The organism is Amycolatopsis sp. lyj-109, assembly GCF_046548995.1.
Taxonomy (GTDB): domain Bacteria; phylum Actinomycetota; class Actinomycetes; order Mycobacteriales; family Pseudonocardiaceae; genus Amycolatopsis.
The window spans coordinates 82,433-108,954 of sequence record NZ_JAJPWR010000031.1; the positions used below are offsets into that span (position 1 = coordinate 82,433).

Annotated in this window: 27 protein-coding genes; 12 read left to right on the forward strand and 15 right to left on the reverse strand. The window is 71.7% G+C overall.

What is annotated here, in order from left to right:
- The first annotated feature begins 200 nt into the window (after positions 1-200).
- Positions 201-1,652 carry a rifampin monooxygenase gene (gene rox, locus ACLJQF_RS42415; RefSeq protein ID WP_410615966.1) on the forward strand — a complete coding sequence of 484 codons (1,452 nt, stop codon included), beginning with the start codon at positions 201-203 and terminating at the stop codon, positions 1,650-1,652.
- Here the strand turns inward: rox and ACLJQF_RS42420 are convergent.
- Together ACLJQF_RS42420 and ACLJQF_RS42425 are read right to left on the reverse strand one after the other, a co-directional pair.
- Positions 1,638-2,537, reverse strand: coding sequence for an oxidoreductase (locus ACLJQF_RS42420; RefSeq protein ID WP_410615967.1), 900 nt, complete (start codon positions 2,535-2,537; stop codon positions 1,638-1,640). The genes rox and ACLJQF_RS42420 overlap by 15 nt on opposite strands.
- A 20-nt stretch (positions 2,538-2,557) precedes the next feature.
- Positions 2,558-3,379, reverse strand: coding sequence for a hydrolase (locus tag ACLJQF_RS42425; protein WP_410615968.1), 822 nt, complete (start codon positions 3,377-3,379; stop codon positions 2,558-2,560).
- Between the two features lie 58 nt (positions 3,380-3,437).
- Between ACLJQF_RS42425 and ACLJQF_RS42430 the strand changes: the two genes are divergently transcribed.
- Entirely contained in the window at positions 3,438-3,965 is a 528-nt protein-coding gene (locus ACLJQF_RS42430) for a hypothetical protein (protein WP_410615969.1), read from the forward strand.
- Positions 3,966-4,429: 464 nt separating this feature from the next.
- On the opposite strand, the gene ACLJQF_RS42435 is transcribed toward ACLJQF_RS42430, so the two are convergent.
- Positions 4,430-5,596, reverse strand: coding sequence for an MFS transporter (locus tag ACLJQF_RS42435; protein WP_410615970.1), 1,167 nt, complete (start codon positions 5,594-5,596; stop codon positions 4,430-4,432).
- A gap of 109 nt (positions 5,597-5,705) precedes the next feature.
- Here ACLJQF_RS42435 and ACLJQF_RS42440 point away from each other — a divergent pair, with 109 nt between their 5' ends.
- Genes ACLJQF_RS42440 through ACLJQF_RS42455 form a run of 4 tightly spaced genes read left to right on the forward strand, consistent with a single transcriptional unit; the run spans position 5,706 to position 9,026 of the window.
- Positions 5,706-6,479 (forward strand): maleylpyruvate isomerase family mycothiol-dependent enzyme, encoded by a 774-nt coding sequence (locus ACLJQF_RS42440; protein ID WP_410615971.1) that lies wholly within the window; start codon positions 5,706-5,708, stop codon positions 6,477-6,479.
- Positions 6,480-6,521: 42 nt separating this feature from the next.
- Positions 6,522-6,950, forward strand: a complete 429-nt coding sequence (locus ACLJQF_RS42445; RefSeq protein ID WP_410615972.1) for a MarR family winged helix-turn-helix transcriptional regulator — start codon at positions 6,522-6,524, stop codon at positions 6,948-6,950.
- Positions 6,951-6,991: 41 nt separating this feature from the next.
- Complete coding sequence (locus ACLJQF_RS42450) at positions 6,992-7,567, forward strand: PadR family transcriptional regulator (RefSeq protein ID WP_410615973.1); 576 nt, start codon at positions 6,992-6,994, stop codon at positions 7,565-7,567.
- Positions 7,568-7,577: 10 nt separating this feature from the next.
- On the forward strand, positions 7,578-9,026 hold the full coding sequence (locus tag ACLJQF_RS42455) for an FAD-dependent monooxygenase (protein ID WP_410615974.1): 1,449 nt from the start codon (positions 7,578-7,580) through the stop codon (positions 9,024-9,026).
- A gap of 7 nt (positions 9,027-9,033) precedes the next feature.
- Here ACLJQF_RS42455 and ACLJQF_RS42460 read toward each other — a convergent pair whose 3' ends face one another.
- Together ACLJQF_RS42460 and ACLJQF_RS42465 are read right to left on the reverse strand one after the other, a co-directional pair.
- Positions 9,034-9,552 (reverse strand): GNAT family N-acetyltransferase, encoded by a 519-nt coding sequence (locus ACLJQF_RS42460; protein WP_410615975.1) that lies wholly within the window; start codon positions 9,550-9,552, stop codon positions 9,034-9,036.
- Positions 9,553-9,562: 10 nt separating this feature from the next.
- Positions 9,563-10,450 (reverse strand): TetR/AcrR family transcriptional regulator C-terminal domain-containing protein, encoded by an 888-nt coding sequence (locus ACLJQF_RS42465; protein ID WP_410615976.1) that lies wholly within the window; start codon positions 10,448-10,450, stop codon positions 9,563-9,565.
- Positions 10,451-10,589: 139 nt separating this feature from the next.
- Here ACLJQF_RS42465 and ACLJQF_RS42470 point away from each other — a divergent pair, with 139 nt between their 5' ends.
- A complete protein-coding gene (locus ACLJQF_RS42470) occupies positions 10,590-11,267 on the forward strand; it encodes a DUF2306 domain-containing protein (protein WP_410615977.1) in 678 nt (225 codons plus the stop codon).
- Positions 11,268-11,380: 113 nt separating this feature from the next.
- A complete protein-coding gene (locus tag ACLJQF_RS42475) occupies positions 11,381-12,337 on the forward strand; it encodes a chitinase (protein ID WP_410615978.1) in 957 nt (318 codons plus the stop codon).
- Position 12,338: 1 nt separating this feature from the next.
- On the opposite strand, the gene ACLJQF_RS42480 is transcribed toward ACLJQF_RS42475, so the two are convergent.
- The 7 genes from ACLJQF_RS42480 to ACLJQF_RS42510 form a co-directional block, all read right to left on the reverse strand.
- Positions 12,339-13,184 (reverse strand): LysR family transcriptional regulator, encoded by an 846-nt coding sequence (locus ACLJQF_RS42480; RefSeq protein ID WP_410615993.1) that lies wholly within the window; start codon positions 13,182-13,184, stop codon positions 12,339-12,341.
- Between the two features lies 1 nt (position 13,185).
- Positions 13,186-13,563: a DUF427 domain-containing protein gene (locus tag ACLJQF_RS42485; protein WP_410615979.1), complete on the reverse strand. Its 378-nt coding sequence runs from the start codon at positions 13,561-13,563 to the stop codon at positions 13,186-13,188.
- 70 nt (positions 13,564-13,633) lie between these two features.
- Positions 13,634-14,398 (reverse strand): HAD family acid phosphatase, encoded by a 765-nt coding sequence (locus ACLJQF_RS42490; RefSeq protein ID WP_410615980.1) that lies wholly within the window; start codon positions 14,396-14,398, stop codon positions 13,634-13,636.
- Positions 14,399-14,477: 79 nt separating this feature from the next.
- Complete coding sequence (locus tag ACLJQF_RS42495; protein ID WP_410615981.1) at positions 14,478-15,644, reverse strand: THUMP-like domain-containing protein; 1,167 nt, start codon at positions 15,642-15,644, stop codon at positions 14,478-14,480.
- A 1-nt stretch (position 15,645) separates the two neighbouring features.
- A complete protein-coding gene (locus tag ACLJQF_RS42500; RefSeq protein ID WP_410615982.1) occupies positions 15,646-16,611 on the reverse strand; it encodes a class I SAM-dependent methyltransferase in 966 nt (321 codons plus the stop codon).
- A 4-nt stretch (positions 16,612-16,615) separates the two neighbouring features.
- The gene (locus tag ACLJQF_RS42505) at positions 16,616-17,395 is read right to left on the reverse strand and encodes an enoyl-CoA hydratase/isomerase family protein (RefSeq protein ID WP_410615983.1); all 780 of its coding nucleotides are present in this window, start codon (positions 17,393-17,395) and stop codon (positions 16,616-16,618) included.
- A gap of 100 nt (positions 17,396-17,495) precedes the next feature.
- A complete protein-coding gene (locus tag ACLJQF_RS42510; protein WP_410615984.1) occupies positions 17,496-18,317 on the reverse strand; it encodes an ABC transporter ATP-binding protein in 822 nt (273 codons plus the stop codon).
- A gap of 314 nt (positions 18,318-18,631) precedes the next feature.
- On the opposite strand from ACLJQF_RS42510, the gene ACLJQF_RS42515 reads away from it, so the two are divergent.
- Positions 18,632-19,177: a cysteine dioxygenase gene (locus tag ACLJQF_RS42515; RefSeq protein WP_410615985.1), complete on the forward strand. Its 546-nt coding sequence runs from the start codon at positions 18,632-18,634 to the stop codon at positions 19,175-19,177.
- Positions 19,174-19,569 (forward strand): rhodanese-like domain-containing protein, encoded by a 396-nt coding sequence (locus tag ACLJQF_RS42520; RefSeq protein WP_410615986.1) that lies wholly within the window; start codon positions 19,174-19,176, stop codon positions 19,567-19,569. Before ACLJQF_RS42515 ends, ACLJQF_RS42520 begins: the two co-directional genes overlap by 4 nt.
- Before the next feature lie 100 nt (positions 19,570-19,669).
- Here ACLJQF_RS42520 and ACLJQF_RS42525 read toward each other — a convergent pair whose 3' ends face one another.
- Both ACLJQF_RS42525 and glgP read right to left on the reverse strand, forming a co-directional pair.
- Positions 19,670-20,659 (reverse strand): LLM class F420-dependent oxidoreductase, encoded by a 990-nt coding sequence (locus tag ACLJQF_RS42525; protein ID WP_410615987.1) that lies wholly within the window; start codon positions 20,657-20,659, stop codon positions 19,670-19,672.
- Positions 20,660-20,721: 62 nt separating this feature from the next.
- Positions 20,722-23,250 carry an alpha-glucan family phosphorylase gene (gene glgP, locus ACLJQF_RS42530; RefSeq protein WP_410615988.1) on the reverse strand — a complete coding sequence of 843 codons (2,529 nt, stop codon included), beginning with the start codon at positions 23,248-23,250 and terminating at the stop codon, positions 20,722-20,724.
- A gap of 133 nt (positions 23,251-23,383) precedes the next feature.
- Between glgP and ACLJQF_RS42535 the strand changes: the two genes are divergently transcribed.
- The gene (locus ACLJQF_RS42535; RefSeq protein WP_410615989.1) at positions 23,384-24,817 is read left to right on the forward strand and encodes a neutral zinc metallopeptidase; all 1,434 of its coding nucleotides are present in this window, start codon (positions 23,384-23,386) and stop codon (positions 24,815-24,817) included.
- Between the two features lie 66 nt (positions 24,818-24,883).
- On the opposite strand, the gene ACLJQF_RS42540 is transcribed toward ACLJQF_RS42535, so the two are convergent.
- On the reverse strand, positions 24,884-25,855 hold the full coding sequence (locus ACLJQF_RS42540) for a tetratricopeptide repeat protein (RefSeq protein WP_410615990.1): 972 nt from the start codon (positions 25,853-25,855) through the stop codon (positions 24,884-24,886).
- 94 nt (positions 25,856-25,949) lie between these two features.
- Here ACLJQF_RS42540 and ACLJQF_RS42545 point away from each other — a divergent pair, with 94 nt between their 5' ends.
- Positions 25,950-26,357 (forward strand): hypothetical protein, encoded by a 408-nt coding sequence (locus ACLJQF_RS42545; RefSeq protein ID WP_410615991.1) that lies wholly within the window; start codon positions 25,950-25,952, stop codon positions 26,355-26,357.
- The last annotated feature ends 165 nt before the right edge of the window (positions 26,358-26,522 follow it).

Below are 26,522 nucleotides of genomic sequence, written 5' to 3' on the forward strand. Positions count from 1 at the left end.
GTGGTCGCGCGGGCGACCAAAAGGATTGGCGCGCGGTGGCCTGGGCTTGTAGCTTGCCGAAGACCGTGACACCGCCCGAGGAGGTGAGACCCATGAACGCTGGATCGACGTGGGTGCTCCCCCGCCAGTCACGGCCGGGCGATTGACGTAGGTGTCGCCGGGAGCGCCTGACCTCAAGGCACTCCCGAAAGGCACCACCCATGGACTCTTCGCCGTCCACCACCGAGCCGTTCGACGTGATCATCGCCGGCTGCGGGCCCACCGGTGCGACGCTGGCCGCCGAGCTGCGGCTGCACGACGTGCGGGTTCTCGTCCTGGAACAGGACACCGAACCCGCGTCGTTCGTCCGCATCGTCGGGCTGCACATCCGCAGTCTCGAGCTGATGGCCATGCGCGGCCTGCTGGACCGCCTCCTCGAACACGGGAGGCAGCGGCCGGCCGGCGGATTCTTCGCCGGCATCCCCAAACCCGCGCCGCGGGACCTCGATTCCGGGCACGCCTTCCTGCTGGGTATCCCGCAGCCGGTCATCGTCCGGCTCCTCGAAGAACACGCGATCGATCTGGGTGCCGAGGTCCGGCACGGCGCCGCCCTGGTCGATTTCGAGCAAGACGGCGAGGGCGTGACCGTCGAACTGGCCGACGGCGGACGGCTGCGGGCGCGCTACCTCGTCGGCTGCGACGGCGGGCGCAGCACGGTCCGGAAGCTGAGCGGCATCGGCTTCCCCGGCGAGCCCTCGCGGACCGAGACGCTGATGGGCGAGATGGCGGCGACGGCGCCGCCGGCGGAGATCGCCGCCAAGGTGGCCGAGGTCAGTGAGACCCATAAGCCGTTCTGGCTCCGGCCGTTCGGCGAAAGCGTCTACAGCGTCGTCGTTCCCGCCGCCGGCGTCGGCGATCGCGCGGCGCCACCCACCCTGGACGATTTCCGGCAACAGCTGCGGGCCGTCGCCGGGACCGACTTCGGGGTGCACTCCCCGCGCTGGTTGTCCCGGTTCGGGGACGCCACCCGGCTGGCCGAGAACTACCGCGTCGGGCGGGTGCTGCTGGCCGGCGACGCGGCGCACATCCACCCGCCCACCGGCGGTCAGGGTCTCAACCTGGGCGTCCAGGACGCCTTCAACCTCGGCTGGAAACTGGCCGCGCGGATCCGCGGCTGGGCGCCGGAACCGCTGCTGGACACCTACCCGGCCGAACGCCGTCCGGTCGCCGAGGCCGTCCTGGACAACACCCGGGCGCAGACGGAACTGTCCTCGCCCGAACCAGGACCGCGGGCCGTGCGCCGGCTGCTCACCGAACTGATGGACCTCGACGAGGTCAACCGCTACCTGATCGGGAAGATCACCGCGATCGACCTCCGCTACGACTTCGGCGCGGGCCCCGATCTGCTCGGCCGCCGGCTGCGCGACATCGACGTGAAGCAGGGCCGCCTCTACGACCGGCTGCACCGCGGCCGCGGCCTGCTGCTGGACCGCACCGAGCGGCTGTCCGCCGCCGGCTGGCCGGACCGGGTCGACCACCTCGCGGACCCCACCGCGGCCCTGGACGTCCCGGCCGTCCTGCTGCGCCCCGACGGCCACGTCGCCTGGGTCGGCGACGATCAACGGGACCTGGACGACCACCTGGCCCGCTGGTTCGGCTCACCTCTCCGGTGAGGCCTGGTGGACGGCGTCGAGGCGGGCCAGCTCGTCCGGCGTGAGCCGGAGGCCCCCGGCGGCGATGTTGTCCTCCAAATGACCAGGGGTTCCGGTGCCGGGGATGACCAGCACGTGCGGTCCACGCCGGAGGGCCCAGGCGAGCCGGACCTGCGCCGGGCTCGCCCCGTGCGCCCGGGCGGTGGCGAGCACCTCCGCGTGCTCGTCGCCGCCCGCGCCCGCCTCGCGCCCGGCGACGGCGATCACGAAGAACGGCACGAACGCGATGCCCTGCGCTCCGCAGGTGTCGACGAACGCGTCCTGCTCGCGGCGGTAGCCGAGGCCGTAGGCGTTCTGCACGCACACCACCGGCGCGACGGCCTGTGCCTGGGCGAGGTGCGCGGGCCGGACGTTGGAGATGCCGAGGTGCCGGATCAGCCCGGCCTCGCGCAGCCCGGCCAGCACGCCGAAGTGCTCGCTGATCGAGTCGAGCCCGGCGACGCGCAGGTTCACCAGGTCCAGGTGGTCGCGGCCGAGCTGGCGCAGGTTCTCTTCGACCTGCCCGCGCAGTTGCTCCGGACGGGCCAGGGGCAGCCATTCGCCGGACGGATCGCGGCCGGGACCCACCTTGGTGGCGATGACCAGGTCGTCCGGGTACGGGGCCAGCGCGCGGTTGATCAGCTCGTTGGCCGACCGCAGCCGGGAGAAGTAGAACGCGGCGGTGTCGATGTGGTTGACGCCCAGCTCGACGGCCCGGCGCAGCACCGCGATCGCCTGGTCGCGATCGCGCGGGACGGCGTCCGCGGCGAACGCCTGGCCATTTTGCGGCAACCGCATCGCGCCGAAGCCGACGCGGTTGACCGTCAGGTCGCCGAGGGTCCAGGTGCGGGGCGAGGCCGTGATCATCAGCGGATGATGGCACCGGCTCAGCCGAGGTGGTCGTTCGCCCCGCTCACCCAGGCGATGTAGCGCTCCGCGGACCGGCGCACCGCGCCCTTGGCGTCGCCGATGACCTGGCCGCCGAGGAGGCTGTGGAGGCGTTCGAACTCATACGGCTCGAGCCGGTCCACGATCCGCTGCACCAGGCCCGCGGAGAGCGGGATCCGGTTGGGGTAGCTGCGCATGAACGTCACCCAGCCGTCGGCCGCCACCGGGATCATCGTGTCGCCGACCAGCAGGGTGCCACCCGTTTCGTTCTCGACGTGGGCGACCGCGGCGCCGGGGAAGTGCCCGCCGGCCTCGATGAGGGTCACCCCGGGCAGGATCCGCTCGGTCCCGGACCATTCCCGGATGACGGCGTCCTCGCGCTGCACCCAGCGCCGGTCGGCGGTGTGGACGAGGACCGGAACGTTCCCGAGCCGGCGGCTCCAGCTGACCTGGGAGCCGTACATGTGCGGGTGGCTGGCCACGATCACCACGGCCCCGCCGAGCTCGCCGATCTTCGCGGCCAGTGCCGGGTCGAGGTGGTTCGGCGGATCCCACAGGAGGTTGCCGCCGGAGGTCTGTACGAGGTGCGTCCACTGGCCGATCCCGAACTGCGGTTCGCGGTTGAACCCGTGCAGGCCCGGTTCGAGTGCCCGGTGCACGACTTCGTGGCTGCCGTCCGCGAGCTCGTCGAGGGTCGTCCACACCTGGCCCGAGGTGGGCACCCACTGCCGGTCGTCCGCGCAGATCGCGCAGTCGCCGGCCGGGGGCCGGTCGGTGTCGGGGTGCTCGACCCCGCAGGTTCCGCAGATCCAGATCGTCATGGCGCCAGTCTGGGAACTCGACCATGGTGGAGGTCAAGGACACCGGGATAATCCCGTGATGGACTCGGGGACCACCACGCAGCTGATCACCGTGAGCGCCACCCTCGGCGGGGTCGTGCTCACGTTGCTGACCACCACGTTCGTCGAGGGCCGCAAGCTGAAGGCGACCCACCGTGCCGAAGCGCAGAAGCGGGCGGCGGACCACGCGAACTGGCTGCGCGACGAGCGCGTCAAGGCCTACGCAAGCCTGTCGACGGCGAGTGAAGAGGCGTTCCAGCTGGTCCGGTCGGAGTTCATCAACCTGACTGAAGACCGGCCGGGGATCGAGGCGCGCTGGCGCGAACGGCGCACGGAGCTGCGCAAGGCGCACAACCAGGTGGCGCTGTTCGGCACCGAGGAACCGCGACAGCGGGGCAAGGAGCTGTGGAAAGCGGCCCGCAACGGGGTCAACGGCATCTTCGCCGAGCTGGACGCCGGAGCCGAGCAGGTGCCCCGGGAGAGTCTTGATCGGGTGCTGACCGGGATCAGCGATGCCGGGGACCGGTTCCTCGAGGCGTGCCGGGCCGACGTCCAGGGCACGCGCTGAGCGTCAGCCGCGGAGACGGCGGATCGTGGCGCGGAGCGACTCGATCTCTTCCACCATGGCCACGAGCTCGGCTTGGCCCGCCCCACTTCCCGAATTGGTTCCGGATCTTGTCGGGCGAGACCGGCAGCACGCCTGTCTCGGCCAGAGCCGGCAGGAGCGACGGGGTGCAGTCCTCTTCACCACGGACGCGATCGACCAGGGCTTGGGCCTCCGGTGTCAGCTCTACCCGGCTTCGTTCCTCCAACGCACGCATGAACGACTCGGGGGTAAAGGGTTCGGGCGGCGGCCGCAACCGGGCCGCCAGCGCGGCCAGATCCTCTCCCAGCTCCGTCAGCACTCGCAGGGCAACGCCTGCCCCGCGGTCAGCAAGCCGTAGGCCAGCTGCTCGACGGTGATCAGGCCGTCCACGCCGGGCGCGCGGCGCAGCACCTGGTCGAACGGTATGGCCTTTCCACCACGGAAGTTTAGGCCGAACCGGCCCGCGTGGACACGGTTTCCCGGACCCGCAGCGACGGCGCCAGAAAGATGATCCCGAAGGTGACCACGACCGCCGACGATAGGGCCCAGTGCAGGCCGACGCGGGTTGCGAGCGCGCCCACCAGCACCGGCTCCACCAGGAACCCCAGATACCCGCAGGCCGCGACGGCGGCGACCGCGCGGCCCGGTGCGTCCGCCTGCTTGCGGCTCGCCACGCTCCACGCGATCGGCACGATTCCGGCCACGCCGAGCCCGACGACCGCGAAGCCGATCACCACCACGAGCGGCCACGGCGCGGCGAGGACCACGGCGAAGCCCAGCACCGCGACGGCGGCCGCCACGCGGACGAAGCGGTCCGCGCCCGTCCGCGCCACGATGCGGTCGGCGACCAGCCGGACCGCGATCATCGTTCCCGAGAAAGCGAAGTAGCCGAGGGAGGCGAGCGCGGGCGTCGCGCCGGTGACGTCGGCGAGGTACACCGCGCTCCAGCTGTTGACCGCGCCCTCGGCGACGAACCCGCAGAAGGCGATCACCCCCAGCGGCACCAGCGCCCGGCTCGGCCACGCGAACGCCGCCTCGCCTTGGCCGCGGTCGGCGCCGCCGAGGAAGCGGGTGCCGACCGCCCAGAGTGCGAGGGCGAGCAGCGCCGCGCCGGCGATCGGGAAGTGCACGGTCACCGGGACGTGCGTGGCTTCCATCAGCGCGTCGACGCCTGAGCCCACGAGGCCGCCGATGTTCCAGAACGCGTGGAAGCCGGCGAAGATCGGGCGCCCGTAGCCCTCCTCGACGCGGGCTGCGTGGGCGTTCATCGCGACGTCGAGCAGGCTGTTTCCCACGCCCAGCACGACGAGCGCGGTGAAGAACACCGGCGCCGACCACGCGAGCGCGACCAGCGGCAGCCCCGCACACAGCACGACCGCGCCGAGCGCGACGGCCGCCCGGCTGCCGATCCGGGTGAGCAGCGCGCCCGCGCCCAGCAGGGCGAGCACCGAGCCGGCGGCGAGGCCGAACAGCCCGGTCGCCAGCTCGCCGGTGCTCAGCCCGAGCCGGTCCTGCACGGCGGGCACTCGGGCCAGCCAGGTCGCGAAAGCGGCGCCGCACACCGCGAACACGACGGAGACCCCCAGCCGAGCGCGGTTCAGCTCCCCCGTCACCGGATCGATCTTGGTCCCCGGCGAGGCGGCTGTCCAGGTCCCCGGAGGCCGCCTTCGGGGCACTTGATCACGACCCCACGGCCGCCGCCGCACGGCCTACGGTGGCAGGGTGAACTCTTTGAGCCACGACCGGCTGGCGGGCGCCCTCGTCACCGAGGCGGACCGGTTCGGGACGGCGATCGCGGGTGCCGCGCCGGACACGCGCGTCCCGACCTGTCCGGATTGGACACTGCGGGACCTGACCTGCCACGTCGGGGTCGCCTACCACAAGTCCGCCGCGATCATCGCGAGCCGGCCCACGGGTTACGTGCCGTTCGAGGCCGTCACGATCGACGACCCGCCCGCGTTCGAAGCCCTCGGCGGCTGGCTGCGCGACGGCGCGGAGCGGCTCGTCGCCGCGGTGGCCGAGGTCGGTCCCGAGACCCCGACGTCGACGTGGACGCCCGATCGGCGCGCCGGGTTCTGGACGCGGCGGCTGACCCACGAAACGGTCGTCCACCGCGCGGACGCCGCCTTCGCGACGGGCACGCCGTACGACGTCGACGCCGACCTCGCCGCGGACGGAATCTCCGAGGGCCTGTGGCTGGTGGCCCTCTTTTCGCGCCGGCCGCACCCGGCGCTGGACCGCACGTCGCTGCACGGCACCGGTGAGACGCTGCTGTTCCACGCCACCGAACCCGAGATCGGCTGGCTCGTCCGGCGGACGCCGTCGGGGGTCGAGATCAGCCAGGAGACCGCCGCGGAGGCCGACGTCGTCGTCGAGGGCCGCGCTGTCGACCTGCTGCTCGCGCTGACCCGGCGCCTCGCCGCGGACGACCCCCGGCTCACCGTGTCCGGGGACGCGGCACTGTTCGACCACTGGCGGGAGAACACGCGCTTCTAGGCGTCGATGGCGTCGGTCGCCCCGATGTGTAAGGCTCCTGTCATGAGTCCAGCCACGACCGGCGATCGGCCCGGCTACCTGCTCAAACGCGCCCAGCAGGCCCTGCACCAGGCGTGCACCGACCGGCTGCGCCCTCTGGAGCTGTCGATGTCGCAGTACGCCGTGCTGCGCGCGCTCGACGACCACCCCGGCGCGTCGTCGGCGGAACTCGCGCGGATCACCTTCGTCACGCGGCAGTCGCTGCGGGACGTCCTGGTCGGCTTGCGGTCGGCCGGGCTGGTCACCGTCGCCGAGCAGGCGAGCAGCGGCCGGGCGCGCCCGGTGGCTTTGACCCCGGCCGGTCGCGCTCGGCTGAGCGCCGCCGAAGACCTGATCACGCAGGTCGAAGCGCAGATGCTCGACACCCTGTCGGCCGACCAGCGGCACTCACTGGCGGACCTGTTGCGCACCTGCGTCGGCAATCTGGCTTGACGGTGGTCGTATAGTCGGTTCCGACTAATAGGGAGCGACCAGTGCCGCCACGCAAGATCCGCAACACCCTCGCGCTGGCCCTGCTCGGCCTGCTGCTGGAACGCCCGATGCACCCGTACGAAATGGCGTCCACGCTGCGCGAGCGCTACAAGGGCTCGACGTTCAAGATCAACCCGGGATCGCTCTACGACACCGTGGAGTCCCTGGCGAAGCATCGCTGGATCGAGCCCGTCGAGACGGTCCGCGACGGCAACCGGCCGGAACGGACCGTCTACGCGCACACCGAACTCGGCCGCCAGGAGTTCATCGCCTGGCTCGACGAGCTGGTCCGCGAGCCGGTCGCGGAGTACCCGAAGTTCGTCGCGGCGGTGAGCTACCTCGGCGCGCTGGGCCCGGAGCGCGCCGCCGACGCGCTGGAAGAACGTGCCCGCCACCTCGCCGAACGCATCGACGGCGCGGACACGGCGCTGGCCGAAACCGTCGGCAAGGGCGCGCCGCGGCTGTTCATGATCGAGGTCGAGTTCGTCCGGCACGCCTGGCAGGCGGAGCTCGACTGGGCGCGCCGCACGGCGGCCGAAATCCGGTCCGGCACGCTGCCGTGGCCCGAAACCTTCTGAGGGGAACCCCATGTCCGATCCCGACGTCCTCATCTCCGGCGCCGGCCCGGCCGGCCTGCTGCTCGCCGCGGAGCTCGCGCTGGCCGGCGTCCGCACCACGATCGTCGAACGCCTGCCGGAACGTCCGCCGTACTGCCGCGGGTTCAACCTGAACGCGCGCGCACTGGATCTGCTGGCCCGCCGCGGCCTGGCCGAGGGGCTGGTGGCCGAGGGACACCGGGTGCCGCACGCACCGGTCACCGGCCTGCCCGGCCCGCTCCTGCTCGACGGGGCGGCGACGGATCACCCGTTCTCGCTGGGCATCCCGCAGACGCGCGTCGAAGAGGCCCTGGAGGCCCGGGCCCTCGAACTGGGCGTCGAGATCCTGCGCGGCCACGACCTGCGCTCGTTCACCCAGTCCGCCGAGGGCGTCGCGGCCGTGGTCCACAATGGACGTTTCGGCCGGACGATCCACGCCCGCTTCCTGGCCGGCTGCGACGGCGGCCGCAGCACGGTGCGCAAGCAGGCGGGCATCGACTTCCCCGGGGTGGACGCGCGCTGGCACGCGCTGCTCGGCGACGTCGAATGCGAGCTGCCGTACGGGCCTTCGGCGGGCCCGGACGGGCGGAGCGTGTTCGTGATCCCGCGGCCGGGGTACGTCCGGATCGTGGTCCGGGAGGACGACCCGCCGTCGGACAAGGACACGCCCGTCACGCTGGAGCGATTGCAGGCGCAGGTGGACGCGGTCCTCGGCCGCCACGTCGAGTTGCGCGCGCCTCGCTGGCTGAGCCGCTTCGGCGACGCGGCCCGCCTGGCGTCGAGGTACCGCGAAGGCCGGGTGCTCTTGGCGGGCGACGCGGCCCACATCCACCCGCCGGCGGGGGCGATCGGCGTGAACGTCGCACTCGACGACGCGTTCAACCTGGGCTGGAAACTGGCGGCGACGGTGCTCGGTACTGCACCCGAGGGCCTTCTGGATACGTACCACGCCGAGCGGCACGCGGCCGGCGAGCGGATCCTGGCGAACACGCGGGCGCAGGTGGCGTTGGAGGAAGCCGGCGAAGAGCCGTGGGCAGACCTGATGCGGCGCGTGGCGGCGCATCCGGCGGGGAACCGGGCGCTGGCGGAGATCATCACGGGGCTGGACGCGTGTTACGAGCCCGGCGGCCATGCCTGGCTGGGACGGCTGGCTCCGGACGTACCACTGCGGGTTTCCGGGGTGGAGAAGCACTTGGCCGCGCTGCTGCACGCCGGGCGGCCGGTGCTGCTCGATCTGACGTCGTCGGGTTCGTTCGCCGCGTGGTCGGCCGGGATGGCGGTGGTGGCCGCCTCGAGTCCGTCCACTTCGGACGTGGATGCGGTGCTGCTGCGGCCGGACGGGCACGCCGCCTGGGTGGGCACGCCGGGTGCGGGCGATGCGGGCCTGGCGGAGGCCGTGCACCGGTGGGTCGGCGACGTTCCGGTGCCGGCGTCCGCCTGAGCCAGGTTCAGCGCGGGCGGTCCAGGACCGCCCGCTGCTCCGTCCGCCCGTCCAGGACGAACTGGCTGTGCACGGCAAACCCGAGCTTCTCCACCACCCGGGCCGAGGGCTTGTTCACCGGTTCGTACACCGCCAGCAACCGATCCGCCCAGCCCGACGCGAACGCCCTGTCCCGCACCGCCGCCGTCGCTTCCGTGGCGTACCCGCGGCCCCAGCCCGAGGGCGCGATCCACCAGCCCATCTCCACCGCCGGCAGGCCGAGCCCCGACTCCGTCGCGCTGCGCCGCACCAAAGACACCACTCCGTCGAACGAACCCGGCGCCGCCGAGACCGCGAACCAGCCGAAGCCGTGCTCGGCCCAGTGGGCGAGCGTCGCACGGTGCTTGGCCAGCGTGTACTGGTGGCTCCACGGCTCCCCCGTCCCCACATAGCGGACGGTCTCGGGCAGCTGGGCCAACGCGAACAGGGCGTCGAAGCGGTCTTCGGACCACGCGTGCAGCGTGAGCCTCTCCGTCGTGATCAGCACCGCCGCCAGTCTAGTGTTCGCCCAGCAGCACGGCGATCCCGTCGAGCTGACGCCGCAACCCGAACTCGAACGCTTCGTCGAGGTCGACGTCCTCGACGCCGGTCATCACCTCGGTCAGCGTGGGAAACCGGCCCGATTCGAGAAACCGCGTCAGCAGCGCCATGTCCGCCTCCAGGCGCTGGTCGCCGGTGATGCCCGTGTCCTGCTCGGCCTGGACCTCGAACGCGTTGCTCGCCGCCAGGCCGCCGACCCAGCCGTTGAGCGTCATGATCACCTGCAGCTTCACCCGCCGCTTCAGGCCGGTTCCGGCCAGTGCTCGCAGGGACCAGTCGACCAGGCGCAAGCCCGCCACCAGTACCGGTGGACGGACCAGGGAGTTGAGCAGGATCGGCGCCAGCCACGGGTGACGGCGGTACGCCCGCCACTGCGCGCGGGCGGCGAGTTCGAGGCGCGGCCGCCACGGCGCCGGGCCCGGCTCCGGCAGCTCCGCCTCCCCGAGCGCGACGTCGGCCATCAGCCGGAGCAGCTCGTCCTTGTCCGGCACGTGCCGGTACAGCGCCATCGGGCCGACGCCCAGCTCGGCCGCCAGCCGCCGCATCGACAGCGCGGCGAGGCCTTCGGCGTCGGCCAGCGTGATCGCCGCGCGCACCAGCGCGTCGCGGCCCAGCGGCGGCTTGGCCGGCGTCCGGTCGGCGACGACCGTGCCGCTGCCCGGCACCGCGCGCACCCAGCCCTGCTCGCCCAGCGCCGACAGGGCCTTCGCCGCCGTCGCCATCGCGACACCCCACTCGCGGACCAGTGCCCGGGTCGACGGGACGCGGTCGCCCGGGCGCAGTTCGCCCGCGGTGATCCGGCGGCGCAGGTCCGCCGCGATCCGGAGGTAGGGCGCCTCGGCCACGAACGAACTCCGTACTAGAACAGTTGTCATCAGGACCTAGAACGGTTTCAGGGTACTCCCCCAAAGTCCGCAGCAATGATTGTCGAGTGTGAACCGACCTGAATACGGTGCGGATACACCGTACGAACAGGGGGAAATGATGACGACGACCGAAGTCCGACGCCCGAAGCCGTGGGTGCGCCGCCCGTGGGTGTTCCCGCTGGGACTGCTGGTCATGGCGTTCCTGGTCTTCTCGCTCCCGCCCTACCTCGGGCTCGACCCCGCCCGGTCCCGGATCCCGGCCCCCACCGGCTGGTACTACCCGGTGCTGGTCACGCACATCGGCCTTGCGACCGTCGCCATGGTGACCTGCGCGCTGCAGATCTGGCCGTGGCTGCGGCAGAAACACCCGGCCGTGCACCGCCGCACCGGGCGCGTCTACGTCTTCGCCGGCGCGATCCCGGCGTCGATCGCCGGTTTCGCCATCGCGCTCGCGGCGCCGTTCGGTCCGGTCGGGGCCGTGTCGAACGTCCTGCTCGCGACGCTCTGGTTCGGCTGCACCGTGCAGGGCTACCGGATGGCGCGGGCGCGCCGGTTCGGCGAGCACCGCCGCTGGATGATCCGCAGCTTCGCGCTGTGCATGTCGATCATCAGCAACCGGATCTGGGGCGTGCTCTGGGCGGTCGTGCTGACGCCGCAGCTGGAAACGACGTTCGGCGGCAGCGAGATCGCGCTGGGCCAGGCGATCGCCGGGATCACGACGTGGACCGGCTGGGTGCTCCCGCTGCTCGCCGCCGAGTGGTGGCTCGGCCGGGGACGCCGTCGCGCGGCGGCCTGAGCGACGCACCGTGACCGGGGGTAGCCCGTTCGGCCGATGGTCCACACCACGATAAATGGTCTATACCAATAGGGACAGTTCCGCCGCCGCGCTCCGAGTCGTGGAGGTTCCCCATGCGTCTCCGTTTCCTGCTGGCCGCACTGGCCGGTGCCACCCTGCTGTCCCACGGGGTCGCCGGCGCCGCGGCCGGCTCGCCGATCCCGGTCGGTCCCTATGTCGACATGGGCGCCTGGCCGACGCCCAGCCTGTCGGCGATGTCGGCCGCGAGCGGCGTCAAGGGCTTCACGCTCGCGTTCGTCAACTCCTACGGCTGCAAGGCCAGCTGGTTCGACGCCTACGACCCGCGCACGGCGTGGCAGAAGGAGGAGATCGCGAAAATCCGCACCGCGGGCGGGGACGTCAAGATCTCCTTCGGCGGCGCGTCCGGCATCGAACTGGCGCAGGCGTGCAGCACGTCCGCGCAGGTCGCGGCCGAGTACGACGCCGTCGTCAAGGCCTACGGCCTCAAGTACGCCGACTTCGACATCGAAGGCGCGGCCGTTGCGGACCCGGCGTCGATCGCGCGCCGCTCCCAGGCCCTGAAGACACTGCAGAACACCAACCCGGGACTGAAGATTTCGCTGACCCTGCCGGTGCTGCCGAACGGCCTCGACGCCAACGGGCTCACCGTCGTCAAGGCCGCCAAGAACGCCGGGGTGAACCTCGACCTGGTCAACATCATGGCGATGGACTACTACCAGGGCACCGGCGACCAGGGCGCGAAAGCGATTTCCGCGGCCAAGGCCACGCAGGCGCAGCTCAAGTCGCTGTACGGGCTGAGCGACGCGGCGGCGTGGAAGAAGGTCGGCGTCACCCCGATGATCGGCGTCAACGACTCGCAGAACGAGATCTTCCTCCAGAAGGACGCGAAAGCACTGGTGGCGTTCGCGAAGACCGTCCACCTCGGCATGCTGTCGTTCTGGGAGGCGGGCCGCGACGCCAACGCCTGCACCGGCGCGCTCTACAAGTGCACCAACGTGCCGCAGTCGAAGTACGAGTTCGCGAAGATCTTCGCCGGCTACACCGGCTGAGTCACCACCGGGCGGCGTCCGCGAGCAGTGCGTCCCGCACGGCCGCGGGCCCCGCCCGGCAGGGCTCGGTCCGGGTGACCGCGAAGAGCGTGTTGATCGGCGGTTCCTCGGGCTCCAGCAGCGCTTCCAGGTCCCCCGACGCCAGCTCGGCCGCGCACAGGTACCGCGGCAGCACGCTCACGCCGAAGCCCGCCCGTACGCAGGCCAGGACTCCGCGCAGGTCCGGGACGACGACCGCCGGCCCCGCGGGCGGGCGCGTGCCCAGGACCGAACGCCAGTAGCGGCGGATGATCGGCAGCTCCTCGGCGTAGGCCACCAGCGGTGCGGTCCTGAGGTCGCCGGTGAAGCCGCGCGGGCCGACCAGGACGAACTCCTCGTCGGTCAGCGGGGTGGCCGTGAAGCCGCGACCGCGGGGGCGGATCGTCGAGACCACCAGGTCGAAGCGCCGCCGCGCGAGGCCCGCCAGGAGGTCGTCGGCCAGGCCGAACGTCACCCGCAGCTCGAGGCCGCACGCGACCAGGCCGGCCAGTGCGGGCAGGACCCGGGCCGTGGTCAGCTCGGCGGGCCCGGCCAGGTGCACCGGGACCGCGAACGGATCCGGCTGCCGGGCGACGACGTCGGTGAGCGCGTCGATGTGCGGGGCGATCCGGGCCGCCAGCTCGTCGGCCGCCGACGTCGGGGTGACGCCGCGGGCCCGGCGGACGAACAGTTGCCGGCCGAGCTGGTCCTCCAGGGCTCTGACCTGCGCGGTCACCGTCGGCTGGGACAGCCCCAGTGACGGTGCCGCGCCGGTCAGCGAGCCGGCCCGGTGAACGGCCAGGAACGTCCGCAGGAGGTCGAGGTCCAGCTCAGTCCTCGATCAGCTCGATCGAATCCACGACGTTCGGGTAGAACGCCACGTGGTCCTTGATCGGCGCGACCGCGTCGTACGGCTTCTCGTACGTCCAGACCGAGTTCTCGGCCTGCACGTCACCCACGTTGAGCGAGTAGTAGCCCGCCTCGCCCTTGTACGGGCAGTACGTCTCGTGGTCGGTCCGCTCGAGCACGCCCGCGTCGACGTCCGCCAGCGGGATGTACTGGACCGCCGGGTAGGTGGATTCCTGCAGGGTGAACGCGTTGCGGCTGTCCGCGATGACGCGCCCGCCCGCCTTGACCACCACGCGGGCCTTGGTCGGCTCGACGGTGATCGGGTGGTCCGGGCCCGGCTGCAGAACCTGCTTCGCCATCTCAGCTCCCTAAAGAGTTCTGTGTACAGGGAGCAGCACGCCGGGCCCGGCGGTTATTCCGCCCGGGGGATCAGGGCAGGTAGTACATCGGGTTCGGCAGCTTCACCGGACGCAGCGCGTAGCCGCCTTGGAGGTCGCTGAACTGGTCGCCGAGGTTGAGCACGATCTTCGCGCCGGTGGCCTCGATGTGCGCCCGCGTGCCCGACTTGTACTGGACGGTGGTGCAGGTCAGCCCGCACGGCAGGTAGTCCGGCGCCGCCGTCTTCGGCTTGAAGAACGCGCCTGCCGGGGCCGGGAAGCCCTCGTTGGCCAGGTTCTTCAGCGACTGCGGGCCCTGGAACTCGTTGCGGCCGGTCAGGAAGTACACCTTGACGCCGTGCTGCGCGGCCCAGTTGGCCAGCTCCAGCACCGGCTTGTTCGCGACGAACGTGCCGTTGTCGATCGCCTGCTGCTGCTTGACCGGGTCGAAGCCGAAGTCGTTGTCGGCTTCCCAGCCGTAGGTGATTTCGGAGGTGTCGTCGACGTCCAGCACGACCGCCGGGTTCTTCACCCGGCCCAGCTGCTGCTGCAGGAAGCGCTTCGCGTCCGAGACGATCCGGTGGGTGTCCTTCACGAACCGGCTGGTGTCCGAATAGTGGTGTTTGCCCGCGGCGTCGACGTAGTCGCCGTAGTACGCCTTGACGTCCAGTTTGACCTGGCCGATGTTGGCCGGCTCCTTCGAGCGGGCCGCGGTGGCTTCGTCGGATCCGGCCAGCGCGGTGGCTCCGGAGGCGACGGTGGCGCCGATGGCCGCGGCGGCGGCGAGCTTGACGAGACCTGACCATTTTGCGGACACGGCGATCCTCCAGTGAAACTTGGCAACCCGGGGAACCTACGTCAGGTCCACCGGGAGTTCCACCCCTCGAAAGTTTCCGTCACGTGCTGCGTTCGGCGCGGCACAGGAACGCGACGGGCGATCGTCCGATCCGCGTCAGCACGACCGACGCTTCCGCCGCACCACGCGGTTTCAGCCGCCGCCGCAGCGCGTCCGGGTCGACGTCCAGGCCCCGCACCAGGATTTCCAGCCGTCCGACGTCGTGTCGCTTGAGGACGGCCTTCAACCCCTTCTCGGTGTACGGCCCGTGCTCCAGGACGCGGAACGCCCGCACGCCCGGCGGCGGGGTGTCCCCGGTCAGGTACGCGATGCGTTCGTCCAGCTGCCACAACCCGTGCCGCGCCGCGTAGTGGCGGACCAGCCCGGCCCGCACGACGGCGCCGTCCGGGTCGACGATCCACTCCCCCGGCTTCCGCGTGGGCAGTTCGTCCGGTTCGGCGTCGGTGACCGTCCACTGTGTTCCGTCCGTGCGCAGCACGGTCGCCCGGCGGGTGACGCCGGTGCTCAGGCCCCGCCAGAGGCAGGATTCGCGCACTTGGCCGTCCAGGGACACCAGCTCGACCTCTTCGGCCCACGGTGTCAGCGCGAAGTCGAGCCCGGGCGCGCATTTCACAGACAGCGGACGTCCCGGGTAGGCCTCGACCAGCCCGTCCAGGGGCGGGGCGAAGTCGGCGGGTTTCCACGCCCGGCGTCCGGCGGAATCACGCCGGGCCGGGTCCGCGACGACGACGCCGGACCGGCTGACCGGACACAGGGCGTCGGCCCGCGCGAGTCCGAACGCGACACCCGCGGCGAGACCGTTGTGCCGCGCCATCTCCAGCCGCACCGGATCCACATCGGACCCCACGGCCAGCCGCGCCACCCGAGCGATTTCCACCAGGTCGGCGCCCACCGAGCAGGTGACGTCGTGGACGTCGAGCCCGGCGAAGCGGGCGGCCCGGTGCCGCGCCACGATCGACGCGCTCGCCTGCTGGAGCGCGTCGGACGTGAACAGCCAGTCCACCCCGGACAGCTTGCCGACGGCTTTCCGGCGCAGCAGCACGGTTTCCAGGACGGCGGCCGCGTGCTCCTCACCGGCGATGCGACGCGCGGCGGCGACGGCGGCGATCCGATCGGTCAGCGGCAGCGCCGAGACCTCGGCGAGCGCCGCCACGCCCGCGTCCGAACGCAGGTGGGCGACGTCGCCGAGGCTGAACGAATATCCCAACTCAGGACGGCCGCTTGGTCCCGGTGATCATGACGTTGTAGAACAGCTCCCGCGGCAGGATCTTGGAAAGGACCTTCTTGTCCACGGCGGACAGCCGCAGCCACAGGCGGTAGGCGAACAGCCGCCAGCGCACGGTGAGCTTCTCGGCGGGCACCGCCGCCTCGAACGTCCGGATCGGCCAGCCGGCCAGTGCCGCGGCGAACTCCTCGGTGACCGCGCGGACGTCCTGGGCGCCGGCGCCGCGGGCCCACGACTCCAGCTCCGACGGGTCGAAGGTGTGGATGTCGACCACGGCCTCCAAAGCGGCGGCTCGCGAAGATTCGTCCAGTTCCTCCTGCGGACGCCGCCAGCCGCTCAGCGCGGGCAGCTTCGTCACGCGGGTCGTCAGGAACCAGGTGAACTGGCCGAGCTTGCGGGCGTAGAAGTCGCCGACCTTGGTCGGCTCGCCGGCGAAGACGAACCGGCCACCCGGCTTGAGCACGCGCAGCACCTCGCGGAACGCCGCCTGGACGTCCGGGATGTGGTGCAGCACCGCGTGCCCGACCACCAGGTCGAACGTGTTGTCGTCGTAGGGGATGCGCTCGGCGTCGGCGACCCGGCCGTCGACGTCGAGGCCGAGCTTTTCGGCGTTGCGCAGCGCGACCTGGACCATGCCGGGCGAAAGGTCGGTGACCGAGCCCTTCTTGGCGACGCCGCCCTGCATCAGGTTCAGCAGGAAGAAGCCGGTGCCGCTGCCCAGCTCCATCGCGTGCTGGTAGGGCTGGCCGTCCTCGCCCGCGACGGCGTTGAACACGTCGGTGGCGTAGGAGATGCAGCGCTCGTCGTACGAGATCGACCACTTCTCGTCGTAGGTGCCGGCTTCCCAGTCGTGGTAGAGCACGTTCGCCAGCTTGGGGTCGGCCCAGGCCGCCTGGACCTCTTCGGCGGTGGCGTGCGGGTTGGGCGCCGGGTCGTTCACGTCGGTCAAGGCGTCATTTCCCTTCGAAAGTGGCCTTGCCGGGCCCGTTTTCGATGAACGACTTCATGCCGTTCTGCTGGTCTTGGGTCGCCCAGAGGGCGGCGAACAGGTGCGATTCGAGCTTGAGCCCGTTCGCGAGGTCGGTGTCGAGGCCGCCGTCGATGGCCGCCTTCGCCGCGCGCAGCGCGACCGCCGGGCCGTTCGCGAATTGCGCGGCCCACTTGTGCGCCGCCGCGTAGACGTCGTCGGGCGCGACGACCTGGTCGACGATCCCGAGCTGCAGCGCTTCTTCGGCCTTGACGAACCGTCCGGTGTAGACGAGGTCCTTGGTCTTGCTCGGCCCGATCAGCCGGGCCAGGCGCTGGGTGCCGCCCGCGCCGGGGATGACGCCGAGCTGGATCTCGGGCTGGCCGACCTTGACGTTGTCGCCGGCGACCCGCCAGTCGGCGGCCAGGGCCAGCTCGAGGCCGCCGCCGAGGGCGTACCCGGTGATGGCGGCGACGACCGGCTTCGGGATGTTCGCGATGGCCGCGACCGTGCCGGTGAGGGTGGCGCCGAACTTCGCGATCTCCGGATAGGTGCGAGCGGCCATCTCCTTGATGTCCGCGCCGCCGGCGAAGGTCTTCTCGCCGCCGTAGAGGATCACCGCGCGGACGTCGTCGCGCTCGGTCGCCTCTTTCGCCAGCTCGGCGAATTCGGCGGTGACCTGGGCGTTCAGGGCGTTGACCGGCGGCCGGTCGAGCCGGATGGTGCCGACCCCGTCCTTGACCTCCAGGGTTACGAACTCTCCCACGCCCATCCTCCTCATTGACGACCGGCCAACAACGGCACTTTCACGTGAAAGTGCCGTTCTTGACGCCCTGCCAGCACCCTACCGGTCGGTAAGCGTCAGCTTAGCGACGGCGGGCGAAGAAGCGATCCCCGGAACGCTCGAGCACGAGGTCCTGGTCGAACGTCTTCGACAGGTTCTCGCCGGTGATGACGTCGTCGACCAGGCCCGACACCACCGCGTGGCCGTCACGCAGCAGCAGTGCGTGGGTGAACCCCGGCGGGATCTCCTCGACGTGGTGGGTGACCAGCACCAGGGCCGGCGCGTCCGGGTCCATCGCCAGCTCGGACAGCCGCGCGACCAGGTCCTCGCGGCCGCCCAGGTCGAGACCCGCGGCGGGCTCGTCGAGCAGCAGCATCTCCGGGTCGGTCATCAGCGACCGGGCGATCAGCGCTCGCTTGCGCTCGCCCTCGGACAGCGTGCCGAAGGTGCGCTCGGCGAGGTGCCCGATGCCCATCGCGTCGAGCAGCTCGGTCGCGCGGGCCATGTCGAGGGTGTCGTATTCCTCACGCCAGCGGCCGAGCACCGCGTAGCCGGCGCTGACCACGACGTCCTTGACCAGCTCGTCACCCGGCACGCGCTGGGCGATGGCGGCCGAGGTGAAGCCGATGCGCGGGCGCAGGTCGAAGATGTTGACCTTGCCGATCCGCTCGCCGAGCAGGTCGACCTCGCCGGTGGTCGGGTGCAGCTCGGCCGCGGCCAGGCGCAGCAGGGTGGTCTTGCCCGCGCCGTTCGGGCCGAGCACCACCCAGCGCTCGTCCAGTTCGACGGTCCAGTCGAGACCGGCGAGGAGGTCGTTGGTCCCCCGGCGGACGCCGACACCGGCCATCCGGACCACGAGGTCGTCAAGTTCGCTGGGCTGGATCGGCTCGCTCACGAGGCCCATTCTGTCTTCCGTCGCGCGCACGTGCGCACCCGCCCGGGTGAGACGGCGAACGGGCAGGTCGTGGCGTGCCCAGCACGTGGAACGCCCGGGTCGCCGACGGCGGGTTGTGGCACTATCAACGGCATGTCCGCCGACGCGCCCGTGCCCCCGGTGACCCGGGGTTCGTTCTGGCGCCGTCGCGCGATCGACCTGCTCCTCGTCGCTTCGGCCGGGTGTACGCGGGCGCGGCTCCGCTGATTCCTCGCGTCCGCGGACGCGAGCGGTACCGCGCTACCCCGGCGTCCCGATACCTTCGCGTCCGAGGAGCACCCGCGTTGACCACCTCCCTGATTCGCCCGCCCGTCGAAATCCACCCGCAGCTGACCGACCCGCTGCTGCCCGAGCTGCTGCACCCGTCGCGGCTGCTCTGGACGCCGCGTGAGCTGGCCGAGCTGACCACCACCGTCACCACCGAGCTGACCGCGGGCCTGCGCGGCATCCTGCGGTTCGACGAGGACCGCCGCTGGTGGGCGCGGCTGGCGCTCACCGACGGCGTCGAGCTGTGGCTGCTGTCGTGGCTGCCCGGCCAGCACACGAAGCCGCACGACCACGGCGGCGCGTCCGGGTCGTTCACCGTCCTGCAGGGCGAGCTGGGTGAGGAGTACCGCTACCCCGGCGGCCCGATCCGGCGCCGGACGCACGCCGCCGGCGAGGGCCTGGGCTTCGGCGCCGGCCGCGCCCACCAGGTCACCGGGCTCGGCGACCAGCCCGCGGCCAGCGTCCACGCGTACTCACCGCCGCTGGTGGCGACGCGGGAGTACGCCACGCTCGCCGACGTTCCGGCGGAAATCCCGCCGCTGCCCGCTATCGTCCGGTCATGAGCGCTGTCGAATCGCTGCTGGCCTCCGCGCGGTCCGGCCTGGACCGGGTGACGCCCGTCCGGGCCCGCGAACTGCAGGAGGCCGGGGCGCTGGTGGTCGACATCCGGCCGCTGGCGAACCGCGAGGCGGAGGGCGAGATCCCGGGCGCGGTGATCGTCGAGCGGATCCACCTGGAGTGGCGGCTGGCGCCGGACAGCGAGTGGCGGCTGCCTTCGGTGACGCCCGGCTCGACGGTGATCGTGGTGTGCAACGAGGGCTATTCGTCGAGCCTGGCGGCGGCCGACCTGCAGCGGCTGGGGCTGCCCGGCGCGACCGACCTCGAGGGCGGGTTCCGCGCATGGGCTGCCACCGGCCTGCCCGTGCAGGCCGGTGGCAGCCCGGCGGTGCCTTAGCAGCCCCCGTTTTCCACGCTACCGAAGGGGACCGACAGTTCTTTCGGCCGACACTGTCCGGCCGACAGGTTTTCGGCCGACAGGTTTTCGGCCGACGCTGTCAGCCGGCCAGTGCCGGGGCGACGTGCTTGGTGAACAGGTCGATGCCCGACCGGTCGTACGCGGCCTCCGGGAAGTTCAGGATCGCGTACGACAAGCCGCGCTTGCCCAGGGCGGCGAGGTGCTCGGCGACCTGCTCCGGCGTGCCGACCGTCGGGCCGCTCGCGAAGGCGGCGACGGCCCGCTCGGCTTCCTCCGTCGTGACGTACTTCGCGTAGTGTGCCTTCAGCCAGGCCACCTTCTCCTCGGCAGCCTTCTCGGTTTCGCCGAGGACGACGCCGAGGTTGCCCGAGCGCACGATCGCGTCGAAGTCGGTGCCGACGTCCTTGCAGTGCGCCGCCAGGATCTCCGACTTGCGGGTGAACGCCTCCGGCTCGGGGAAGAAGTTCGTGTAGCGCGCGTACTTCGCCGCGATCCGGAGGGTCTTCTTCTCGCCGCCGCCGGCGATCCACAGCGGGGGCCCGCCGTCCTGCAGCGGAAGCGGCCGCAGGATCGCCCCGTTCGTCTGATAGTGCTTGCCGTCGAATGTGGACTTACCGGTCGTCCAGAGGTCCCGCATGATCTGGACGCCTTCGTCCAGCTGGCCGAGCCGCTCGCCGGCGGACGGGAAGCCGTAGCCGTAGGCCCGCCACTCGTGCTCGTACCAGCCGGCGCCGATGCCCATTTCGACCCGGCCGCCCGAGACGAGGTCGGCGGTCGCGGCGACCTTCGCGAGGTAGGCGGGGTTGCGGTAGCCCATGCAGGTGCACATCTGCCCGAGCCGGATGGTCTCCGTCGAGGCGGCGAACGCCGACATCAGCGACCAGGCTTCGTGCGTGGCCTCCTCCGTCGGGACCGGCACGGTGTGGAAGTGGTCGTAGACCCAGATCGATTCGAAGGGGCCCGCCTCCGCGTGTTTCGCGAGGCCGAGCATGGTCTTCCAGTGGTCCGCGGGGTCGATGCCGGCCAGGTCGAGCCGCCAGCCCTGCGGGACGAACATTCCGAAGCGCATGCCTACAACTTAGCTTCCCCGGCAATGCGCGCGGCGCGATTTCCACCTGGAGGAGCTCCAGGTCAGGCCAGCACCACGCGCGCCAGCTCCGCCGGCGTGGCCAGCAGCCCGTGCTTCGGCAGCACCCGGACCGTGTACCCGATCGCCCCCGGCCGCGGCAGCTTCACGCGGGCCGCGAACGCCCCGATGCCGTCGGCGGTCATCGGGACCGTCACCGGGTCGCGGAGCTCGTCGTCGTCGGCCACCCGGCCGACCACCGCCTGGATGTCCACTTCGGACGGATCGAGGCCCGCCAGGTCGATGCGGGCCCGGATCGTCACCTCGGTGCCCACCACCAGCGGTTCGGTCGCCTCCACCAGCAGCTCCGAGTCGAAGATGCGCAGCCGCGGCCACGACACCTCGAGCTTCGTGCGGTAGTCCGCCAGCGACAGGGCGCCGCGGTAGCCGTCGCCGGTGGCCGCCGCGACCGTGCGCGACGCCGGCAGGTAGCCGTTGTCGACGTACTCGCGGACCATCCGGGACGCCTGGACCCGCGGGCCGAGCGTTTCCAGCGTGTGCCACACCATCGACAGCCAGCCCGTGGGCACGCCGCCGTCCGAACGGTCGTAGAACAGCGGCGCGATCTGCTGGCCGAGCAGCTCGTACAGCGCCGCAGCCTCGAGGTCGTCGCGGCGCAGCGGGTCGGCGACGCCGTCGGCGGTGGGGATCGCCCAGCCGTTGCTGCCGTCGTAGCACTCGTCCCACCAGCCGTCGCGGATCGACAGATTGAGACCGCCGTTCAGCGCCGACTTCATCCCCGACGTCCCGCACGCCTCCAGCGGGCGGACCGGGTTGTTCAGCCAGACGTCGCAGCCGCGGTAGAGGTAGCGGGCCATCGACATGTCGTAGTCGGGCAGGAAGACGATCCGGTGCCGGACGTCCGCGCCGTCGACGAACCGGACGATCTGCTGGATCAGCTGCTTGCCGTTCTCGTCGGCCGGGTGCGACTTGCCCGCGACGACGACCTGGATCGGCCGCTGTTCGTGCAGCAGCAGGGTCCGCAGCCGGTCGGGATCGCGCAGCATCAGCGTCAGCCGCTTGTAGGTCGGGACGCGGCGGGCGAAGCCGACGGTCAGCACGTCGGGGTCGAAGACCGAGTCCACCCAGCCCAGCTCCAGCGGGGACGCGCCGCGCTGCAGCCACGCCGCGCGCACCCGGCGCCGCACCTCGTGCACCAGCTTCTCGCGCAGCTCGCGCCGCAGCTGCCACAGCTGGGCGTCGGACACGCCGTCGCGCAGCGGCCCCTCGCCGACGTCGAGGCCCCATTCGCGGCCGAGCAGCGTGCTCAGCTCGCGCGCGACCCACGTCGGGCCGTGGACGCCGTTGGTCACCGACGAGATCGGCACCTCGTCGTGGTCGAACCCGGGCCACAGCCGCGAGAACATCTTCCGCGTGACGCGCCCGTGCAGCTGCGAGACGCCGTTCGCGCGCTGCGCCAGCCGCAGGCCCATGTGCGCCATGTTGAACAGGCCGGGGTTGTCCTCGGCACCGAGCGCGAGCACCCGTCTCGGGTCGATGTCCGGCACCAGCCTGCCGTCGTTGAAGTAGCGCTGCACCAGGTCCACCGGGAACCGGTCGATGCCCGCGCTGACCGGGGTGTGCGTGGTGAACAGCGTCCCGGCGCGGACCGCGGGCATGGCCTCGTCGAACGCGAGGCCGTCGGCCTGGACGATCTCGCGGGCGCGTTCGAGGCCGAGGAAGCCCGCGTGTCCCTCGTTCGTGTGAAACACCATCGGCTGCGGGTGCCCGGTCAGCTCGCAGTACTTCCGCACCGCGCGGAACCCGCCGATGCCGGCCAGGATCTCCTGCCGCAGCCGGTGGTCGGCGTCGCCGCCGTAGAGCCGGTCGGTGACGCCGCGCAGGTCCTCGTCGTTGGCCTCGGTGTCGGTGTCGAGCAGCAGCAGCGGCACCCGCCCGACGCGGGCCTGCCAGATCTGCGCGCACAGCTCGCGCCCGCCCGGCATCGCGACGCCGATCAGCACCGGCCGCCCGCCCGCGGTCAGCAGTTCGAGGGGGAAGGCGTTCGGGTCGATCACCGGGTAGTGCTCGACCTGCCAGCCGTCCAGCGACAGGGACTGCCGGAAGTAGCCGTTGCGGTAGAGCAGCCCGACGCCGACCATCGGCACGCCCAGGTCGGACGCGGCCTTGAGGTGGTCGCCGGCCAGCACACCGAGGCCGCCGGAGTAGTTCGGCAGCGCTTCGGTGACGCCGAACTCCATCGAGAAGTAGGCGACCGCGGAGGGCAGCTCCGGGTCCTCGCGGCGCTGGTACCAGCGCGGCTCGGACAGGTACTTCTCCAGGTCCTCGGCCGCTTCGCGCGCCCGGGAGAGGAAGTCGTCGTCGACGGCGAGCTCGTCGAGCCGGGCCGGCGGCAGCGCGGTGAGCATCCGCAGCGGGTCGCGCACGGCGTTGAAGAGCTCGGCGTCCATCGACGCGAACAGGTCGCGCGTCGGCGGGTGCCACGTCCAGCGCAGGTTGGTGGCCAGCGCGCCCAGGCCGGACAGCGAATCCGGGAGACTGGCGCGGACGGTGAACCGGCGGACTGCACGCATGGGAAGCGACGATATCGGGCCGCAGGCCGCCCTGCGCAGGGAGGACTTCGGGGATAACGTGCACGCTCCGCGAATGCCCTGGGTATGGTCCTGCCCGTCGGGTAACGGGTGGGTACGAGAGCGAGTTGGACAGATGATCCCAGGGGGAGGACGGCGGGCGCTGGTCGCGCTGCTGGCCGTTGCGGCGGTCGCCGTGAGCGGGTGCACCGGCAAGGGCGGTGCGAGCGGGGACCCGGCCAAGGACAACGGCGCCGGATCCGTGTCCGGGCTGCCGGTGACGCACTTCGAGAGCGGCCTCAAGCCGGACGCGCCGACGCCGAGCCTGAACGTCCGCAACGCCGACGGCGGCGAGGACGACAAGCTCGCCACCGCCGCGATCGAGGACGTCCAGACCTACTGGGGCGAGATGCTGCCGTCGAACTTCGGCGCGCAGTTCGAGCCGGTCAAGTCCCTGCTGTCCTACGACGCGCAGACCGACACCGAGAAGACCGGCTGCGGCAGCGTGAAGAAGCTCGTGAACGCGTTCTACTGCCCGGTCGACGACTCGGTGGCGTGGGACCGCGGCGTGCTGCTGCCGATGCTGCGCCAGCGGTTCGGCCCGATGTCGGTGGTCGTGGTGCTCGCGCACGAGTTCGGCCACGCCGTGCAGTACCGGCTCGGCGACAAGGCGGGGATCGCCAAGAACACCCCGACCGTGGTCAAGGAGCAGCAGGCCGACTGCTTCGCCGGCGGCTACTTCCGCTGGGTCGCCGAGGACAAGAGCAAGTACTACCGCGTCTCGACGTCCGAAGGCCTGAACCAGGTGATGGCGTCGATGTTCCTGATCCGCGACCAGGCCGGCACCAGCGCCGCCGACAAGGGCGCGCACGGCACGGCGTTCGACCGCACCTACGCGTTCCAGGCCGGGTTCGAGAAGGGCCCGAAGGAGTGCGCGGGGATGACGGCCGAGAACATCAAGCCCCGGCTCACCGAGCGCCCGTTCGACAAGGGCGACAAGGGCAAGGGCGACGCGAAGTTCACCGCGCAGACCGTCGAGCTGCTGAAGAAGAGCCTCGACGAGGCGTTCAAGGGCGCCGGGGTGGCCGCGCCGGAGATCACCGACGGCGGCAGCTGCCAGACCACGCCGCCGGCGTCGTACTGCCCGGCGGACAACACCGTCAGCGTCGACATGGCCAAGCTGGCCCAGCTCGCCCAACCGATCGACCGTGACGCCGAGATGAAGGGCGAGGACCCGGGCGGCATGGGTGACTTCGCGGCGTTCTCGGAGGTCGCGGCGCGGTACGCGCTGGGCATCCAGAAGGGCGTCGGCGCGTCGATCGACAACGCGAACGCGGGCCTGCGCACGGCGTGTCTGGTGGGTGCCTGGGCGGCGTTCACCAACCGGCCGGGCGACCTGCGCCTGTCGGCGGGCGACCTCGACGAGGCCATCGCGGACCTGCTGCAGCCGGAGAGCCTGGTGTCGGCGGACGTCAACGGGAAGCGCCCGGACAGCGGTTTCGACCGGGTCGAGGCGCTGCGCAAGGGCTACCTCGAGGGCTCCTCGGTCTGCTCGAAGCAGTACGCCTGACCAAAGCCGTGAAGGCCACCTTCAGGAACTTGAAGTTCCTGAAGGTGGCCTTCACGGCTTTGCGGCTCAGAAGAGAGCGCTCGCGAGGTCGCGGCGGGCCTTCATCACGCGGTCGTCGGCCGGGTCGAACAGGTCGAACAGGGCCACCAGGTGCTCGCGGACCTTGTTGCGGTCCTCGCCCGCCGTGCGGCGGACGGTGTCGATCAGGCGCTTGAAGCCGGCCTCGACCTCGTTCGCCGCGATCTCCAGGTCGGCCGCGTCGAGCTGGGCCGCCAGGTCCGACGGGTCGGCGTCCGCCTTGGCGCGCGCGTCCGGGTCGGCGCTTTCGGCGCGGGCGGTGAACTTGACCTGGGCCAGAGCGTTCTTCGCCAGCTCGTTCGCCGGTTCGACGTCGAGGATGCGCTCGTACGCGGCCTGCGCGGCAGCGAAGTCGCCGCGCTCGAAGGCCTCTTCCGCCTCGGTGAAGCGCGGGTCCTCCGGCTCTTCGACCGGGCCGCCGGCCGCATCCGCGTCGCGGATACCCGGCAGCTTGTCGCGCAGGGCGTCGAGCAACGAAGTGATCCACTTGCGGATCTCGGGCTCGGGCAGCGCGCCGGAGAAGGCGTCGACCGGCTGGCCACCGGCGATGGCGACGATCGTCGGGATGGACTGCGCGCCGAACAGCTGCGCGATCCGCGGGTTGGCGTCGACGTCGACCTTCGCGACGACCCACGCGCCACCGGACTCGGCGGCCATCCGCTCCAGGACCGGGGACAGCTGCTTGCACGGGCCGCACCACTCGGCCCACAGGTCGACGACCACGAGCTGGTGCAGGGACCGCTCCACGACCTCGGCCTGGAAAGTGGCCTCGGTGACATCGATCACGGCATCGCCCGAGGCGGGCCGCGGCGGCCCGTCACCCCCGCCCGGGCCGGCGGGCGGGGCCGGCTGTCGTTGCGCCGCTTCGGCACGGGCCTTGAGCGCGGACAGGTCGACCGCGCCGGAGAGGGCGGCGGACAGGGCCGCTGACTTCGCTGCAGATCCGCGTGGTTGTGTCACGGTTCCATCCTGGCACGCGTGCCGGAGGAGTTTCACCGGGTGCCCGGCCACCCACGGCTTGGCAGGACGGCGGCGCTGAGGCAGGCTCGGCCGGGTGCACATCCGGCGTGACGTGAAGGTGGGCCTGTCGATCACGGCCGCCGTCGTCTGGATCGGCGCGGTGACGCTGCTCATCGTGCACGAGCCGGACCCGGGCGCGGCTTCACCCGCCGAACTGCGCGACCGGCTCGCCGCGGCGCTCTCCGGCCACGACGCGGACGCCTTCGCCGGCCTCCTCGACTACCCCGGCTCGGGCGGCGACGACTTCGCGAAGGACTACGTCTCGGTGCTCGCCGGCCGCGGCGCCCACGACGTGCACGTCGAGCTGAGCCCGGACGCTAACTCGCCGACCCGCGCCACGGTCTCGGGCGCGCTCGGCGACGGCACGCCGTTCAGCTACCCGCTGACGGTGACGAGCGAAGACGGCCGCTGGACGGTCGCCTTCACCCCGCCTCTCCCCTGACCTGACCCGAGCGCCCCAAGGCGGCCTTGGTTGCGTCAGACCCGGATCCACCGATTTGATTTTTGGTGATCTTGAGGCTGGGTTGTTGATCTTGTTGTGGGTGGTGGGCGTGCTGGGTCGTGCTGGCTGGTCCAGCACGTCCACGGTGAGGTCTCCGGTCGTCGG